This window comes from Streptomyces sp. NBC_01335, from assembly GCF_035953295.1.
Lineage (GTDB): Bacteria > Actinomycetota > Actinomycetes > Streptomycetales > Streptomycetaceae > Streptomyces.
In genome coordinates this window covers 3896961-3913351 of the sequence record NZ_CP108370.1, presented here as the reverse complement: position 1 = coordinate 3913351, position 16391 = coordinate 3896961, and the positions used below count along the sequence as shown (strand labels likewise).

10 protein-coding genes are annotated in these 16391 nt (G+C 72.3%); 6 read left to right on the top strand and 4 right to left on the bottom strand.

The features are described from left to right. Window positions 1-36: 36 nt before the first annotated feature. Window positions 37-1149 carry a LacI family DNA-binding transcriptional regulator gene (locus OG599_RS16745; RefSeq protein ID WP_327176775.1) on the bottom strand — a complete coding sequence of 371 codons (1113 nt, stop codon included), beginning with the start codon at window positions 1147-1149 and terminating at the stop codon, window positions 37-39. 435 nt (window positions 1150-1584) lie between these two features. Between OG599_RS16745 and hisC the strand changes: the two genes are divergently transcribed. The 5 genes from hisC (at window position 1585) to OG599_RS16720 (ending at window position 11164) form a co-directional block, all read left to right on the top strand. Next, window positions 1585-2664, top strand: coding sequence for a histidinol-phosphate transaminase (hisC, locus tag OG599_RS16740; RefSeq protein ID WP_327176774.1), 1080 nt, complete (start codon window positions 1585-1587; stop codon window positions 2662-2664). 508 nt (window positions 2665-3172) lie between these two features. Beyond that, a complete protein-coding gene (locus tag OG599_RS16735; protein WP_327176773.1) occupies window positions 3173-4684 on the top strand; it encodes a cytochrome ubiquinol oxidase subunit I in 1512 nt (503 codons plus the stop codon). A 17-nt stretch (window positions 4685-4701) separates the two neighbouring features. Next, window positions 4702-5703 (top strand): cytochrome d ubiquinol oxidase subunit II, encoded by a 1002-nt coding sequence (cydB, locus tag OG599_RS16730; RefSeq protein WP_327176772.1) that lies wholly within the window; start codon window positions 4702-4704, stop codon window positions 5701-5703. Between the two features lie 37 nt (window positions 5704-5740). Continuing rightward, entirely contained in the window at window positions 5741-9292 is a 3552-nt protein-coding gene (gene cydD / locus OG599_RS16725) for a thiol reductant ABC exporter subunit CydD (protein WP_327176771.1), read from the top strand. Between the two features lie 84 nt (window positions 9293-9376). Next, window positions 9377-11164: a GAF domain-containing sensor histidine kinase gene (locus tag OG599_RS16720; RefSeq protein ID WP_327176770.1), complete on the top strand. Its 1788-nt coding sequence runs from the start codon at window positions 9377-9379 to the stop codon at window positions 11162-11164. 48 nt (window positions 11165-11212) lie between these two features. Here the strand turns inward: OG599_RS16720 and OG599_RS16715 are convergent, their stop codons facing one another. Next, complete coding sequence (locus OG599_RS16715; RefSeq protein ID WP_327176769.1) at window positions 11213-12076, bottom strand: Cof-type HAD-IIB family hydrolase; 864 nt, start codon at window positions 12074-12076, stop codon at window positions 11213-11215. Window positions 12077-12249: 173 nt separating this feature from the next. Between OG599_RS16715 and OG599_RS16710 the strand changes: the two genes are divergently transcribed. Then, window positions 12250-13152 carry an LLM class flavin-dependent oxidoreductase gene (locus OG599_RS16710; protein ID WP_327176768.1) on the top strand — a complete coding sequence of 301 codons (903 nt, stop codon included), beginning with the start codon at window positions 12250-12252 and terminating at the stop codon, window positions 13150-13152. 119 nt (window positions 13153-13271) lie between these two features. Here the strand turns inward: OG599_RS16710 and OG599_RS16705 are convergent, their stop codons facing one another. Then, window positions 13272-13814, bottom strand: a complete 543-nt coding sequence (locus tag OG599_RS16705) for an RNA 2'-phosphotransferase (protein WP_327176767.1) — start codon at window positions 13812-13814, stop codon at window positions 13272-13274. 710 nt (window positions 13815-14524) lie between these two features. Then, complete coding sequence (locus tag OG599_RS16700) at window positions 14525-16327, bottom strand: SDR family oxidoreductase (protein ID WP_327176766.1); 1803 nt, start codon at window positions 16325-16327, stop codon at window positions 14525-14527. Window positions 16328-16391 lie beyond the last annotated feature (64 nt).

Below are 16391 nucleotides of genomic sequence, written 5' to 3'. Positions count from 1 at the left end.
CGCCGTTCACCTGTCCATTGGTCCGGATTAATCCGTTCAGTCCCTGCTCGGAGAGCGTGGCGCGCTGACCGTCGTGCGGGGTGGCCGGCGCTGCGAGGAGGTCCGGACGATGAGCTCGGTCGGTATCACCTGCTCGACCGGACCGTCGTGTTCGACGCCCTCGATCGCGTCGATGAGGAGCTGCACCACCGCGGTGCCGATGCGGCGCGGCTTCAGCGAGAGCGTGGTGATGGGCGGCTCGGTGGTGGCGTAGACCGTGGACTCGCTGCAGCAGACCAGCAGCAGGTCGTCGGGGACGCGCAGGCCGTACCGGCGCGCCGCCGCCAGCAGGTCGGTGCCGTTGGGGTCGAAGAGGCCGTAGACGGCGTCCGGCCGGTCGGGGCGGGCGAGCAGGCGGTCGGCGGCTACCGCTCCGGCGCACGGGTCGTGGGCCGGATAGGACTCGTACACCGGGTCCTGGCCCACGCGCTCGCACCAGTGCAGGTACGCGGTGGTGGAGAGCCGGGTGTACGTGTCGGTCGTGGTGCCGGTGAGCAGCCCGATCCGGCGGGCGCCGGCCGCGGCGAGGTGGTCGAGGAGGTCGAGCACGGCCGCGCGGTGGTCGTTGTCGACCCAGGCGGTGACCGGGAGCGATCCGGCGGGCCGTCCGTCGGAGACCACCGGCAGGCCCTGGCGGACGAGTTCGGTGACCACCGGGTCCTGGTCCGAGGGGTCGATCACCACGGTCCCGTCCAGGGCCACGTTGGACCAGACGTCGTGGCGCGAGGTGGCGGGCAGGATCACGAGGGCGTACCCCCGGGCGAGCGCGGCCGAGGTGGCGGCCCTCGCCATCTCCGCGAAGTACGCGAACTCGGTGAAGGTGAAAGGTTCATCCCCGTACGTGGTCACGGTCAGGCCGATCAGGCCCGACTTGCCCGTCCGGAGCGTGCGGGCCGCGGCCGAGGGGCGGTAGCCCAGGCGTTCTGCGACCTCGCGGACGTGGCGGCGGGTGGCGTCCGGGAGCCTGCCCTTGCCGTTGAGCGCGTCGGAGACGGTCGTGATCGAGACCCCCGCGGCGGCGGCCACGTCGCGAATACCCGCGCGTCCTGGCCGGCCGCTGCGCCGGGGGGTCTCCGTCCGGCTCACCTGGTGCTTCCCTGCTGCTGTCATGGCGAGCCGATAGTAGGGCTCAGGAGCCCCCGTGGACCGGGAGCATATGCAACTGTTGACAGACACGTTTCTGCAAGGTCATTGAGGAATGATTGCCTTGCAAAGCAAGGGAGTTGGCGGCTACCTGCCGGATGTGTCATGTATCCATCGGGGTGAGCTTGCTCACGGAAGGGTGGCGGGGGGAGCCCTCAACTCACCACTTCGAGGGACGCGCGCTACGGCGCGAGCCACCGGCGTGCGATGAAAAGCGAGTGCGCCCCCAGCGGGAAGGCCCGTGTACAGGCACGTGGAGAGGGCCGTTTGCGCTCCCTTCCGGGCGCCCCGCGGCCGGGGGTCGTGGACGAGCTCCGTGGAGGCTCCCGCGCGCGGGTCGCTCCGGGCGGCTCCTCATAAGGTGGGGCGCATCCGTGCGTCGATGGTCGAGGAGGACCTGTGGTGAGCGAGAAGAGCCCCAAGCTGCGTTCCGCGCTGGACGGTGTCCCCGCCTATGTGCCGGGCAGGGCGGCCTCCCAGGACGGGCCGGTCGCCTTCAAGCTGTCCTCCAACGAGAACCCCTATCCGCCGCTGCCCGGGGTGCTGGAATCCGCGCTCGCTGCGGCCTCGGAGCTCAACCGCTACCCGGACATGTCCTGCGCGGGCCTGATGGACGAGCTGGCCGACCGCTTCGGGGTGCCGCTGGAGCACCTCGCCACCGGCACCGGCTCGGTGGGCGTGGCGCAGCAGTTGCTTCAGGCCACGTCCGGCCCCGGCGACGAGGTGATCTACGCCTGGCGCTCCTTCGAGGCGTACCCGATCATCACGCAGATCAGTGGGGCGACCTCGGTGAAGGTGCCGCTGACCGACGGGGACGTGCACGACCTGGACGCGATGGCGGACGCCGTCACGGACCGGACGCGGCTGATTTTCGTCTGCAACCCCAACAATCCGACCGGGACGGTGGTGCGCCGGGCCGAACTGGAGCGGTTCCTCGACCGGGTGCCCTCCGACGTGCTGGTGGTGCTCGACGAGGCGTACAAGGAGTTCGTCCGTGACGCCGACGTGCCGGACGGCCTGGAGATCTACCGCGACCGCCCCAACGTCGCGGTGCTGCGCACCTTTTCGAAGGCGTACGGGTTGGCCGGACTGCGGGTCGGGTTCGCGGTGGCGCACGAGCCCGTGGCCGCGGCGCTGCGCAAGACGGCCGTGCCCTTCGGTGTGAGCCGGATCGCCCAGGACGCGGCGATCGCCTCGCTGCGGGCCGAGGACGAACTGCTGGGGCGGGTGGGCTCGCTGGTGGTCGAGCGGAACCGGGTGCACCAGGGGCTGGTCGCGCAGGGCTGGACGGTGCCGGAGAGCCAGGCCAACTTCGTCTGGCTGCGGCTCGGTGAGCGTACGGGCGACTTCGCCGCCTTCTGCGAGCGGGCCGGGGTGGTCGTGCGGCCGTTCGCCGGTGAGGGCGTACGGGTCACGGTCGGCGAGGACGAGGCCAACGACCTCTTCCTGAAGGCGGCGGAGGCGTTCCGCGCGCAGCTCTAGCGCGGCTCGCGCCGTGTGCGCCCGCGCGGCGCACGTCGTGGCGCTGCCTGCCGTCCCCAGTGGCCCCTGTCCTCCGGAACTTCGCGAGGGCAGGGGCCGCGCGCGTACGGAGGGGTGCGGGCCGGCCGCGCGTGCGCGGGGGCGTGCGGCACCTGTGTACGGAGGGGCGTGCGGCACGCGCGGGCGGAGGGACGAGGCACGCGCGGGCGGGCGCGAACGGGATCCCGCCGCTCACGCCCCGCTGCCGGCCCTTGTCCGAAAAGCGTCGGTGCGCCGGTTCCGCCCGGCGCACGGCGGGCAGCTTCCAGGAAGGGGGCCCGTCGGCCGCCGCTCCTCGGGGCCGTCGCTCTCAGGGGACCCCCCCCGTTCGAAGATCCGGAAGCACGTGCGCCATACTTTTGCTTGTGAATGTGAACGCGTTCACAAGCGCACCCGTTTGATCCGGCAATGGGGTGGATCAAACGGGCGAACCGCGGCTGTCACTACGGCGACGTAAGGAGACGACGACGTGGAACTTGCTCTGGCGCCCGAGACGATGGCGCGCTGGCAGTTCGGCATTACGACCGTCTACCACTTCCTCTTCGTCCCCATGACGATCTCCCTCGCCGCACTGACGGCGGGGCTGCAGACGGCATGGGTCCGGACCAACAAGGAGAAGTACCTCAAGGCCACCAAGTTCTGGGGCAAGCTCTTCCTGATCAACATCGCCATGGGCGTCGTCACCGGCATCGTCCAGGAGTTCCAGTTCGGCATGAACTGGTCCGACTACTCGCGGTTCGTCGGTGACGTCTTCGGTGCGCCGCTCGCCTTCGAGGCGCTGATCGCCTTCTTCTTCGAGTCCACCTTCATCGGGCTATGGATCTTCGGCTGGGACAAGCTGCCCCGGAAGATCCACCTGGCCTGCATCTGGATGGTCTCGCTCGGCACGATCCTCTCCGCGTACTTCATCCTGGCGGCCAACTCCTGGATGCAGCACCCGGTCGGCTACCGCATGAACGAGAAGCGCGGTCGCGCCGAACTCACCGACTTCTGGCAGGTGCTGACACAGAACACCGCGCTCGCCCAGTTCTTCCACACCATCACGGCCGCCTTCCTCGTCGGCGGCGCCTTCATGGTCGGGATCGCCGCCTTCCACCTGGCGCGGAAGAAGCACATCCCGGTCATGCGGACCTCGCTGCGGCTGGGGCTCGTCACCGTGGTCGTCGCCGGTCTGCTGACCTCCATCAGCGGTGACGTGCTCGGCAAGGTGATGTTCAAGCAGCAGCCGATGAAGATGGCCGCGGCCGAGGCGCTCTGGGAGGGGCAGGAAGGCGCGCCGTTCTCGATCTTCGCGGTGGGCGACGTCTCCGAGGGCCGCAACGACGTGGAGATCTCGGTCCCCGGAGTGCTCTCCTTCCTGGCGGACGACACCTTCACCTCGTACATCCCGGGCATCAACGAGCTGAACCAGCAGATGCAGGAGAAGTACGGGCCCGGGGACTACCGGCCCAACATCCCGGTCGCCTTCTGGGGCTTCCGCTGGATGATCGGCTTCGGGATGGCCTCCTTCGGCCTCGGCATCCTCGGACTCTGGCTGACCCGGAAGAAGTTCATGCTGCCGCCGGGGATGCGGACCGGCGACGACGAGGTGCCGCATCTGGTCCTCTTCAAGAACAAGGCCCTCAGCCCGAAGCTCACCAAGCTGTACTGGATGGTCGCGCTCTGGACCCTGCTCTTCCCGCTGATCGCCAACTCCTGGGGCTGGATCTTCACCGAGACCGGGCGGCAGCCCTGGGTCGTCTTCGGGGTCCTCAAGACCAAGGACGCCGTCTCCCCCGGGGTCTCGCAGGGCGAGGTCATCGCCTCCCTGATCGCCTTCACCCTGATCTACGCGATCCTCGCGGTGGTCGAGGTCAAGCTGCTCGTGAAGTACATCAAGGCCGGCCCTCCGGAGCTCAGTGAGGACGACCTCAACCCGCCCGCCACGATCGGCGGCCACGACGCCGCCGACGCCGACCGGCCGATGGCCTTCTCGTACTGAGAGGAAGGAGCGGAACGATGGAACTCCACGACGTCTGGTTCGTCCTCATCGCCGTCCTCTGGACCGGCTACTTCTTCCTGGAGGGCTTCGACTTCGGCATCGGGGTCCTGACCAAGGTGCTGGCCCGCGACCGCAAGGAGCGGCGGGTCCTGATCAACACGATCGGGCCCGTCTGGGACGGCAACGAGGTCTGGCTGCTCAGCGCCGGAGGGGCCACCTTCGCGGCCTTCCCCGACTGGTACGCCACCCTCTTCTCCGGCTTCTACCTGCCGCTGCTGGTCATCCTGCTCTGCCTGATCCTGCGAGGCGTCGCCTTCGAGTACCGGGCGAAGCGGCCGGAGGAGCGCTGGCAGACCAACTGGGAACACGCGATCTTCTGGACCTCGTTGATCCCCGCCGTCCTCTGGGGCGTGGCCTTCGGCAACATCGTGCGCGGCGTCAAGATCGACGCGCACATGGAGTACGTGGGCGGGTTCTGGGACCTCCTCAATCCGTTCGCGCTGCTCGGCGGGGCGGTGACGCTCACCCTCTTCACCTTCCACGGCGCGGTGTTCGCGGCGCTGAAGACGGTCGGGGAGATCCGCGTACGGGCCCGGGCGTTCGCCCTGCGGCTGGGGTTCCTCACCGCCGTCCTGGCGCTGGGCTTCCTGATCTGGACGCAGGCGCGTACCGGTGACGGCTGGTCGCTGCTCGCCACGGTCGTGGCCGTCCTGGCCCTGGCCGGCGCGATCGCGGCCATCGCGGCGGGGCGTGAGGGCTGGTCGTTCGCGCTCTCGGGCCTCACCATCACCGCCGCCGTGGCGATGCTCTTCCTGGCGCTCTTCCCGGACGTCATGCCGTCCTCGCTGAACAGCGCGTGGAGCCTCACCGTCACCAACGCCTCGTCCACGCCCTACACACTCACGATCATGACCTGGTGCGCGGGGATCGCCACGCCCCTGGTCCTGCTCTACCAGAGCTGGACGTACTGGGTGTTCCGCAAGCGCATAGGCACCCAGCACATCGCCGACGCGCACTGAGCGCCCGCGCCGTGTCCGATCACAGGGGATGTTTCACGTGAAACCGATCGATCCGCGTCTCTTCCGGTACGCCCGGGCCACCCGCTTCTTCCTCGTCGCCGTGGTGGCCCTGGGCGCCGTGGGTGCGGCGCTGGTCATCGCTCAGGCGATGCTGGTCGCCGAGATCGTGGTCGGCGGGTTCGAGGACGGGCTGAGCGTCTCCGGTCTCCGTACGCCCCTGATCCTGCTGGCCGTCGTCGCGGCGGGCCGGGCGCTGGTCGCCTGGCTCACCGAGCTGGCGGCGTACCGGGCGAGTGCGGCGGTCAAGTCCGAGCTGCGCGGCCGGCTTCTGGAGCGGGCCGCGCAGCTCGGTCCCGGATGGCTGGACGGACAGCGCACGGGATCGCTCGTCGCCCTCGCCACCCGGGGGGTCGACGCGCTCGACGACTACTTCTCGCGCTATCTCCCGCAGCTCGGCCTCGCGGTGGTGGTACCCGTCGCCGTCCTCGCGCGCATCGTCACCGAGGACTGGGTGTCGGCCGCGATCATCGTGGTCACGCTGCCGCTCATCCCCGCCTTCATGGCGCTGATCGGCTGGGCCACCCAGTCCCGGATGGACCGCCAGTGGCGGCTGCTCTCGCGCCTCTCCGGCCACTTCCTGGACGTGGTCGCCGGGCTGCCCACGCTCAAGGTCTTCGGCCGGGCCAAGGCCCAGGCCGAGTCGATCCGGAAGATCACCTCGGAGTACCGGCTGGCGACGGTACGGACTCTGCGGATCGCGTTCCTCTCCTCCTTCGCGCTGGAGCTGCTGGCGACCCTCTCGGTGGCGCTGGTCGCCGTCACCATCGGCATGCGCCTGGTCCACGGCGAACTCGATCTGTACATCGGCCTGCTGGTGCTGATCCTCGCCCCCGAGGCGTATCTGCCGATCCGCCAGGTCGGCGCGCAGTTCCACGCGGCGGCGGAAGGGCTGTCGGCCGCCGAGGAGATCTTCGCGGTGCTGGAGACCGAGCTCCCGGCGGTCGGTACGGCGGACGTGCCGGAGTCGCTCCGCATCGAGCTGGCCGGGGTGACCGTCCGGCACCCGGGCCGGACCGAGGCCTCCCCGGCCGGTGCCTCGCTGGTGGTCGCGCCGGGGGAGACCGTCGCCCTGGTCGGCCCGAGCGGGGCCGGCAAGTCCACGCTGCTCGACGTGGTCCTCGGGTTCAGGGAGCCGGACGAGGGGACCGTACGGGTCGGGGGCGTGGACCTCGCCACCCTCTCCCCCGAACGCTGGCGCGAGCGCATCGCCTGGGTCCCGCAGCGCCCGGTCCTCTTCGCCGGAACCGTCGCGGAGAACGTGCGCCTCGCCCGGCCGGACGCCGACGACGCCGCCGTGACCGCCGCCCTGCGGGACGCGGGCGCCCACGGGTTCGTCACCGCACTGCCGGAGGGGGAGCGGACCCTCCTCGGCGAGGACGGCGCCGGGCTCTCCGCCGGGCAGCGCCAGCGTCTCGCCCTGGCCCGCGCCTTCCTCGCCGACCGGCCGGTGCTACTGCTCGACGAGCCGACCGCGAGCCTGGACGGCGGTACGGAGGCGGGCATCGTGGACGCCGTACGGCGGCTGGCCGAGGGCCGTACCGTCCTGCTGGTCGCCCACCGTCCCGCACTGCTGCCGCTGGCCGACCGGGTCGTGACGCTGGAACCGGCCGCGGCCGGACCGGAGACCGGGCGGGCGGAGGCACCCCGACGGGCCGTTCCGGACCCCGTACGCCCGCCCGCCCCCGCCCCGGCCTCCGCCTCAGCCCCGGCGACGGAGGCCCCCGTGGCGCTCCGGGAGACCGCCGCCCGTACGGGCAAGGTGCTCGCCCGGATCCGCGAGGCGGCGGGCGCCCGGCGCGGGCGCCTCGCCCTCGCCCTGCTGCTGGGCAGCCTCGCGCTGGGCTCCTCGGTGGGGCTGATGGCGGTCTCCGGCTGGCTGATCTCCCGCGCCTCCGAACAGCCCCCGGTCCTCTACCTGATGGTCGCCGTCACGGCGACCCGCGCCTTCGGCATCAGCCGGGCCTTCTTCCGCTACGCCGAACGCCTCGTCTCGCACGACACCGTGCTCCAGCTCCTCGCCGAACTGCGCGTCGCCGTCTACCGGGGTCTTGAGCGCGTCGCGCCCGCCGGACTGCGCACCACCCGGCGGGGCGACCTGCTCACCCGGCTGGTGGCGGACGTCGACGAGCTCCAGGACTACTGGCTCCGCTGGCTGCTCCCCGCCGGTACCGCCGTGGTCGTCGGCGCGGCCTCCGCCGGATTCCTCGGGATGCTCCTCCCGGGGGCGGGCGTGGTCCTCGCCGTGGGTCTGCTCCTCGCCGGAGTGGGCGTGCCGCTGGTCAGCGGTGCGATCGCCCGCCGGGCGGAACGCCGGCTGGCCCCGGCCCGTGCCGACCTCGCCGTCCGGGTCACCGACCTCCTCGGCGGCACCGCCGAACTGACCGTCGCCGGTGCCCTGCCCTCGCGTACCGCGCGGGTGCGGGCGGCGGACGGGGTCCTCACCCGGATCGCCGCCCGCGCCGCCTCCGCCACGGCCCTGGGCGGCGGCCTCTCCTCGCTCCTCTGCGGGCTGACCGTGGTCGCCTCCTCGCTGGTGGCGCTGCCCGCCGTGGCGAGCGGCCGGCTCGGCAGCCTGGAGCTCGCGGTCGTCCTGCTCACCCCGCTCGCCGCCTTCGAGGCCGTGAACGGGCTGCCGCTCGCCGTGCAGTACCGCCGACGCGCCCGCCGGAGCGCGGAGCGGGTGTACGAGGTGCTGGACGCCCCCGTACCGGTACGCGAACCCGCCGACCCCGCCCCGGCCCCCGCCACCCCGTTCCCGCTGGAGGTAAGGGGCCTGACGGCCCGCTACCCGGGCGCGGACCGGCCCGCCCTGGACGCGGTCGACCTGACTCTGGAGCAGGGACGCCGGATCGCGGTCGTGGGCCCGTCCGGCTCCGGCAAGACCACCCTCGCGCAGGTCCTGCTCCGCTTCCTGGACGCGGAGAGCGGCACCTACCGGCTCGGCGGCACGGACGCCCCGGCGCTCGACGGCGACACGGTCCGTACGTACGTCGGGCTCTGCGCCCAGGACGCGCACGTCTTCGACAGCTCGGTGCGGGAGAACCTGCGGCTCGCCCGCACCGACGCCACCGAGGAGGACCTGCGGGACGCGCTCGCCGGGGCACGGCTGCTCGACTGGACCGACTCGCTGCCGGACGGCCTCGACACCCTGGTGGGCGAACACGGCGCCCGGCTCTCCGGCGGCCAGCGGCAGCGCCTCGCGCTGGCCCGCGCCCTCCTCGCCGACTTCCCCGTCCTCGTCCTCGACGAGCCCGCCGAGCACCTCGACATCGCCACCGCCGACGCCCTGACCGAGGACCTGCTCGACCTCACCCGGGGGCGTACCACCGTGCTCATCACCCACCGCCTGGCGGGCCTCGACGCGGTGGACGAGATCGTGGTGCTGGACGGTGGCCGGGTGGTCCAGCGCGGCGGCTACGCCGAGCTCGCCGCGGCGGACGGACCGCTGCGCCGGATGCTGGAGCGCGAACGCGAGGCCGACCTGCGCGCGGTCCGCCCGCCGGAGCCGGCCCGGATGGCCCGCGTCTGAGACGCTCCGGGACCGCCCTGTCGCGCCCGAAGGACGGGGCAATCCCGACTTTCCGTGCGCGAGGTCCCTTCGTACGCTCGACCCATGGCAGAGCGGAAGGGGCACCAGCGGGGCGCGGCGGGCCGGGCCGGGGCGGACGGGGGTGAGGACGAGCCGAGCCGGAACGCGTGGGACCAGGAGTCGCTCGAAGCCGCCGCCCGGGCCGCCAGCGATCTGGGGGGCCTCTCCCCCGAGCTCACCGCCCGCGTGCCGCAGCTGCTGGAGGCCATGCGGTCGGTCGGTACCGGGCTGGAGCTGCACTCCACGCTCGACCGGATCTGCGAGACCGCCGCCGAGCTGGCCCACGCCCGGTACGCCGCGATCGGCGTCGTGGACGAGTCCGCCGAGGGGCTCCTCGACTTCGTCACCCACGGCATGCCGGACGAGGCGGCGCGCGCGATCGGGCGGCCCCCGAGCGGGCACAGAGGACTCCTCGGGGCGCTCATCCACGACCCCGCTCCGGTGATGCTGACGGACCTGACCACCGATCCGCGGTACGCCGGATTCCCGCCGGGACACCCTCCGATGCGCACCTTCCTGGGCGTCCCCATCAGCGTCCAGGGGCAGATCTTCGGCAATCTGTACCTCGCCGAGAAGCACCACGGCGGCAGGTTCAACGAGTACGACCTGCACATGGTCCGGGTACTCGCCACGGAGGCGGGCATCGCGATCGGCAACGCCCGCCTCTACGAGGCCGCCCGCCAGCGCGAACGGTGGATCGACGGGTCGGTCGCGGTCACCACGGCGCTGCTCGCCGGCGGGGACGCGGACGACGCCCTGAGCGTCGTCGCCGAACAGGCCCGCAGGCTGGCCGACTCGGCCGCCGGTGCCGTACTGCTGCCGGTGGGAAAGGACGGGGCCGACGGGCTGGAGGTCGTCGCGGTCGCCTCCGACGATCCGTCCACCTCGCTGGGCGTGATCATCGGGCCGGAGAGCCCGGTGGTCTCGGCGCTGCTGGCCGGGGAACCCGTCTTCATCGACGACGCCGCCACCGATCCGCGCCTGATCAGCCGCGCGTCCGAGCGGTACGGCCCGAACATGCTGCTGCCGATGCGCAGCGGCGGCCGGATGCTCGGCGCCCTGTCCATGCCCCGGGCGCAGGGACAGCGCCCGTTCAGCGCGGCGGAACGGACCCTCGCCGCACAGTTCGCCGCGCAGGCCGCGCTCGCCCTGATGATGGCGGAGGCGCAGCGCGACCGGGAGCGGCTGGCGGTGTACGAGGACCGGGACCGGATCGCCCGGGACCTCCACGACCTGGTCATCCAGCGGCTGTACGCCACCGGGATGATGCTGGAGAGCGCCCGGCGCCGGTCGGTGGTGCCGGAGGTACGGGAGGGTGTCGGCCGGGCCGTGGACGAGCTGGACACCACCATCCAGGAGATCCGCACCGCCATCTTCGCCCTCCAGCAGGAGCCGGCCGAGGCCCCGGCCGGACTGCGCGTCCGGGTGCTGCGCGAGCTCAACATGGCGGCGGTGCCCCTCGGCTTCACGCCCTCGCACCGCTTTCTCGGGGCGATCGACACCCTGGTGAGCGAGTCGACCGGGAAGAACCTGATCGCCGCCCTGCGCGAGGCCCTCTCCAACGCCTTCCGGCACGCCCAGGCCTCGGTGATCGACGTGGTCGTCGACGCCACGGCCACCCTGCCGGACGGGCGGGACGCCGTCCGGCTGACCGTCTCCGACGACGGAGTCGGCATCCCGGAGGGCGGCCGGCGGAGCGGGCTGCGCAATCTGGCCCGCCGGGCGGAGTCGCTGGGCGGGGCGAGCTGGTTCGGCCCGGGACTCGGCGAGGACGGTGGCGGTACGTCGGTGACCTGGGAGGCGCCGCTCTGAGGGGCCCGGGGGACTCGGCCGGCGCTTACGGGTTCGGAGACCAGGGCTTCAGTGCGCGGCGAGGAGGCGTTCGAGGACGACCGCCACGCCGTCCTCCTCGTTGGTGAGCGTCCGTCCCGAGGCGGCGGAGACCGCGGCCGGGTGGGCGTTGGCCATCGCGTACGAGGTACCGGCCCAGTTCAGCATCTCGACGTCGTTCGGCATGTCCCCGAAGGCGACGACCTCCTCGGGGAGCACCCCGCGCGCCGCGCAGTACTCCGCGAGCGTGCGGGCCTTGGAGACGCCCGCCCCGCCGGCCTCCAGCAGGGCGGAAGGGCTGGACCGGGTGAAGGAGACCCGGTCCCCGGCAGCCTCCCGGGCCAGGGCGAGAAACGCGTCGGGGGCGATCGCGGTGTGGTGGGCCAGGAGCTTGAGCACCGGGGCGCCCGTGCCCGGTGTCTCTTCGGCCAGCAGCTTCTCGACGGGGGCCACCACCGCCCCGGGGTCCTGGCGGAACGGCGGGTAGAGCGGTTCGTGGTGGAAGCCGGTGGTGAACTCCACCGCGAACGTGGTGCCGGGCGCGGCGGCCCGTACCCGGTGCGCGACGTCGAGCGCCTCCGCCCGGCCGAGCGGGTGGACCTTGATCAGCCGGCCGCCGGCGCTCAGGTCGACCACCGCGGCGCCGTTCGCGCAGATCGCCGTCCCGTGCCCCGGCAGATGGGACACCACCGCGTCCATCCAGCGTGGTGGGCGCCCGGTGACGAAGAGGACGTGCACGCCCGCCCGCTCGGCCGCCGCGAGGGCGGCGATCGTGCGCGAGGACAAGGTCTTGTCGTCGCGCAGCAACGTGCCGTCCAGATCGGTGGCTATCAGCCGGGGCACGGCGACAGGCGGTGCTTCGGTAGGCGTGGTCACCGGTCCATTCTCCCGCATTCGGCGCACGGGCGTGCGGGAGGGCGCACATATGAGTGACGCGAGCCTCTGAGCAGGGGGATAAACCTCTGGCATATGCCAGGGCACAGGCAAGGGATCTTGAGGGCCTTGGGAATCTTGAGGCGGGCGGCCTCGCCCCTGTGGGGACGGGACGCGGGACGTAGGCTCGATCCATGAGTCTGCGCCTGAGCACCGTGATCCTCCCCGTCGACCGCTGGCACGAGGGGGGCCGTGCGAAGTGGCAGCGCGCCGAAGAGCTCGGTTTCCACGCCGCCTACACCTACGACCACCTGTCCTGGCGTTCGTTCCGGGAGGAGACCTGGTTCGGGGCGCTCCCGACGCTGACGGCGGCAGCCGTCGTCACCGGGACCATGCGCCTGGGCACCCTCGTGACCTCGCCGAACTTCCGCCACCCGGTGACGCTGGCCAAGGAACTGATCTCGCTGGACGACGTCTCGGGCGGTCGGGTCACCCTCGGGATCGGGGCGGGCGGCAACGGCTTCGACGCCACGGCGCTCGGGCAGGAGCCGTGGACGCCGCGCGAGCGGGCCGACCGCTTCGGCGAGTTCGTGCCGCTGCTGGACCGGTTGCTCACCGAGGGCGCGGTCTCGCAGCGGGGCACCTTCTACACGGCGGAGGAGGCCCGGAACATCCCCGGCTGCGTCCAGTCGCCCCGGCTGCCCTTCGCCGTCGCCGCGACCGGGCCGCGCGGGCTGAAGCTGGCCGCCCGGTACGGCCAGGCCTGGGTGACCACGGGTGACCCGAAGCTGTTCGAGGACGGCACTCCGGAGCAGTCGGTCGAGGCGCTGCGCGGCCAGATCGAGAAGCTCGGCAAGGCGTGCTCGGAGACCGGGCGGGACGTCGCGGAGCTGGACAAGATCCTGCTCACCGCGTTCACCCCGGACCGCAACCGCCCGCTGGAGTCGGTGGACGCCTTCGTGGACTTCGCCGGGCGCCACCAGGAGCTGGGCTTCACCGAGCTGGTCGTCCACTGGCCGATCCCGGACTCGGACTTCGCCACCGACCCGGCCGTCTTCGAGCGGATCGCCACGGAGGCCCTCGCCCAGCTGGGCTGACCGGAAGCCGGTGTACGGGTGACGCGGTGTGCGGGGGACGGGGGACGGGGGACGGGCCCGTGCGGGACGGGGAGCGCGGCTCCGACGGCCCCCCCGGGGGGCTCTGCGTCCCTCACCCGTCAGTCCTGGAAGCGCAGGTACTCCGGGGGTACCGAATCCGCCAGCCACACCCCGTTGGCGCTGACGCGGAAGACGTGACCGGCGCGGTGCATCGCCGCCGCGTCCACGGAGAGCACCATGGGTCTGCCCCGCCGTGCCCCGACCCGGGTGGCGGTCTCCCGGTCGGGTGAGAGGTGGACGTGGTGGCGGGCCATCGGGCGCAGCCCCTCGGTCCGGATCGCCGCCAGGGACCGCGGCACCGTGCCGTGGTAGAGGAACGGCGGCGGCTCGGCCGGAGGCAGGTCCAGGTCGACGGCGACGGTGTGGCCCTGGTTGGCGCGCAGCCGCTCACCCTCCAGGGTGAAGCGCTGCTTGTCGTTCACCGCCACCACGTGTTCGAGTTCGGCCCGGGTGATCGGGAAGTGGTGACGGGCTGCGGCTTCCAGCAACTCCGCGACGTCCACCCACCCGTTCGGGTCGAGTGTCAGCCCGATGCGTTCCGGCTGATGGCGCAGGTGCTTGGAGAGGTACTTCGACACCTTCACGGTGCGTCTGTCGTCCATCCCGCCAGAGTGCCCGGCGGCCTCCGGCGGTGCATCCGGATTTTCCGAGCGCAGGGAAACTGGTGAGTCCGCTTGTGTTTGATCCACAAGCAACTTGACTTATCCACAGGGTATTTGGCGAATCTGTGGACAACGTGCTTACGAAATGGCCTCTTTGGTTAACTAACGCATTAAATGGGCTAGATGTCCCACTTGTGCACTAAGAGGGCTTTTTTTTGTGCCGAGTTCTGGGTCCTACGCCAGTGCGCGACCATCGACGGAGGCCCACGTACCAGCGATGAAAGGCTACTTGCGCAAAGGGGGAACCGTTCCTTCCGCGCTTCCCGCAGGTGAAGCACCCCGTCGTGCCCGCCGCACGGACGGTTCCCGGACCAAGCCCGTCCCAGTGAACAGCTCATAGGCTGAACGCCGTTCTGTCCACAGGCTGTCCTGCGCACCTGGGGAAAGCCGCGTCAGAGGAACGCTGGTTCCTTCGCGCTCTCTCCCGACCCTGGGGTGGTGAGAGGCGAGCGGGCCGTAGTTCCGGTGGCGCGAGCGCCGGACGCCGTTCGGCGGGCTCCGTCCGTGAACTCGTCCGCATCACCGTCCGCATGACCTGCCCGGGATCCAACTCCGTCGCCTGCGAGACCTGTCGGCCGTACTCCTCGGCCGCGGCCGTCCGGCGCGCCGCCCACCCGCTCCACGTGGGGGCGCGCCCGACTCGGCTGCGCTCAGGGCCGTTTGCGGAGCGGCTCCGTACCGCCCCGGAGCAGGCGGCGCAGGCCCGCCGGTCGTGCCGGGACCACCACGAGGGCCTGGTCGTGGACCACCGCCTCCAGCACGGCTTCGGCGACCTGCTCCGGCGTACGGCCGCGAGCCCGGCGCGTCGGCGTGGCAGCCTCCGCGTCAACTCCTCCGAGTGACACCTCCCTTGGGGGAACGCCGGCCACAGTGCCCGCCGTCGCACCCGCTCCCGTGCCCGCTCCGGCGCCTCCCGCCCCGGTGTCGACCGCCCCCGGCCGTACCGCGCTCACCGAGACCGTGCGGTGGGCCAGTTCGGCCCGCAGGCCCTGGGTGAGCGCCAGGACGGCGGCCTGGGCCGTGCCGTACGTGGAGATCCCCGGCGTGCGGGTCACCGGGCCGGGGACGCTCGGGAGCACGTTGACGATGTGGCCGCCCTGCCCGCGCTCGGCCATCCGCCCGCCGAACACCCGGCAGCTGTGGACGACCCCCAGGAACCCCGCGTCGAGGAGGCCCCGCCACTCCTCGGACGTGGTCTCCAGGAAGGGCCCGGAGGGCGCCGTACCCGCGACGTTGACCAGGACGTCGACGGTGCCGTACTCCGCAGCGACCTTCGCGCCGAGCTTCTCCATCGCCTGCTCGTCGCCCGGTTCGGCGGTCTGTGCCCAGGCGGCCGGCGCCCCGACGAGCAGCGCCGTCTCCGCCGTACGGGCGGCGCCCGCCGCGTCCCGGTCCACGGCCACCACGCGCGCCCCGGCCTCGGCGAACGCCAGGGCGGTGGCCCGTCCGATCCCGTCGGCCGCGCCCGTCACCAGCACCAGCACGCCGGCGAACCGGTCCGCGTACCGGCCGGACCCCACCGGGTCCGTGTCCGGCGTACGGGCGGCCTTAGCCGAGGGCTCGTTGGCGGCCACGAACTCCGAGATCCAGGCCACGAGTTGGTCCGGCCGGGTGCGCGGGGCCCAGTGCTGGGCGGGCAGCCGGCGCCGGACCAGGCGCGGGGCCCAGTGCTCCAGGTCGTCGTAGAGGTACTCCGACAGGAAGGCGTCACCGGTCGGCGTGATCAGCTGCACCGGTACGTGCGCGTACGCGTCCGGGCGCGGCCTGCGCAGCCGGGTACGGACGTTGTCGCGGTAGAGCCAGGCGCCGTGGGCCGCGTCCCGGGGCAGCGAGGCGGTCGGGTAGTCGCCCGCGGGTACCTTCTCCAGGCGCTCCAGAATGCGCGGCCACCGGCGCCCCAGCGGCCCGCGCCAGGCGAGTTCGGGCAGGACGGGGGTGTGCAGGAGGTAGACGTACCAAGACTTGACGCCCTGTCCGGCGAGCTGGGCCACCCGCCGGGGGGTGGGCCGGGTCACCCGGCCCTGGATCCAGTGGCCGAAGTGGTCCAGCGACGGCCCGGACATCGAGGTGAAGGAGGCGATCCTGCCCCTGGTCCGCTCGACCGTGGCGAACTCCCAGGACTGCACGGAACCCCAGTCGTGGCCCACCAGATGGACCGGCCGGCCGGGACTCACCTCGTCCAGCACCGCGAGGAAGTCGTCGGTCAGCTTCTCCAGCGTGAAGCCTCCGCGCAGCGGTTTCGGCGCGCTCGAACGGCCGTGGCCGCGTACGTCGTAGAGCACCACGTGCCACTGTTCGGCCAGCGCCGGAGCCACCCGCGACCACACCTCCTTGCTGTCCGGATAGCCGTGCACCAGCACGACGGTGGGCAGGTCCGGATTGCCCAGCTCGGCCACGCAGAGCTCGATGCCGCCCGTGCGGACCCAGCGCTCGCGCGCTCCCGGCAGTTGCATCCCGCCACCTCTCCTCGGTCGGGCGCCGCTCGTGCGCCACCCGTCTTCCTCGGCCCCGGCCGCC

What these genes read in the sequence shown, in the direction of transcription:
- OG599_RS16745 (WP_327176775.1), bottom strand. Translation starts at nt 1,149, where the DNA reads ATGACAGCAGCAGGGAAGCACCAGGTGAGCCGGACGGAGACCCCCCGG.
- cydB (WP_327176772.1), top strand. Translation starts at nt 4,702, where the DNA reads ATGGAACTCCACGACGTCTGGTTCGTCCTCATCGCCGTCCTCTGGACC.
- OG599_RS16720 (WP_327176770.1), top strand. Translation starts at nt 9,377, where the DNA reads ATGGCAGAGCGGAAGGGGCACCAGCGGGGCGCGGCGGGCCGGGCCGGG.
- OG599_RS16715 (WP_327176769.1), bottom strand. Translation starts at nt 12,076, where the DNA reads ATGCGGGAGAATGGACCGGTGACCACGCCTACCGAAGCACCGCCTGTC.
- OG599_RS16710 (WP_327176768.1), top strand. Translation starts at nt 12,250, where the DNA reads ATGAGTCTGCGCCTGAGCACCGTGATCCTCCCCGTCGACCGCTGGCAC.
- OG599_RS16705 (WP_327176767.1), bottom strand. Translation starts at nt 13,814, where the DNA reads ATGGACGACAGACGCACCGTGAAGGTGTCGAAGTACCTCTCCAAGCAC.
- OG599_RS16700 (WP_327176766.1), bottom strand. Translation starts at nt 16,327, where the DNA reads ATGCAACTGCCGGGAGCGCGCGAGCGCTGGGTCCGCACGGGCGGCATC.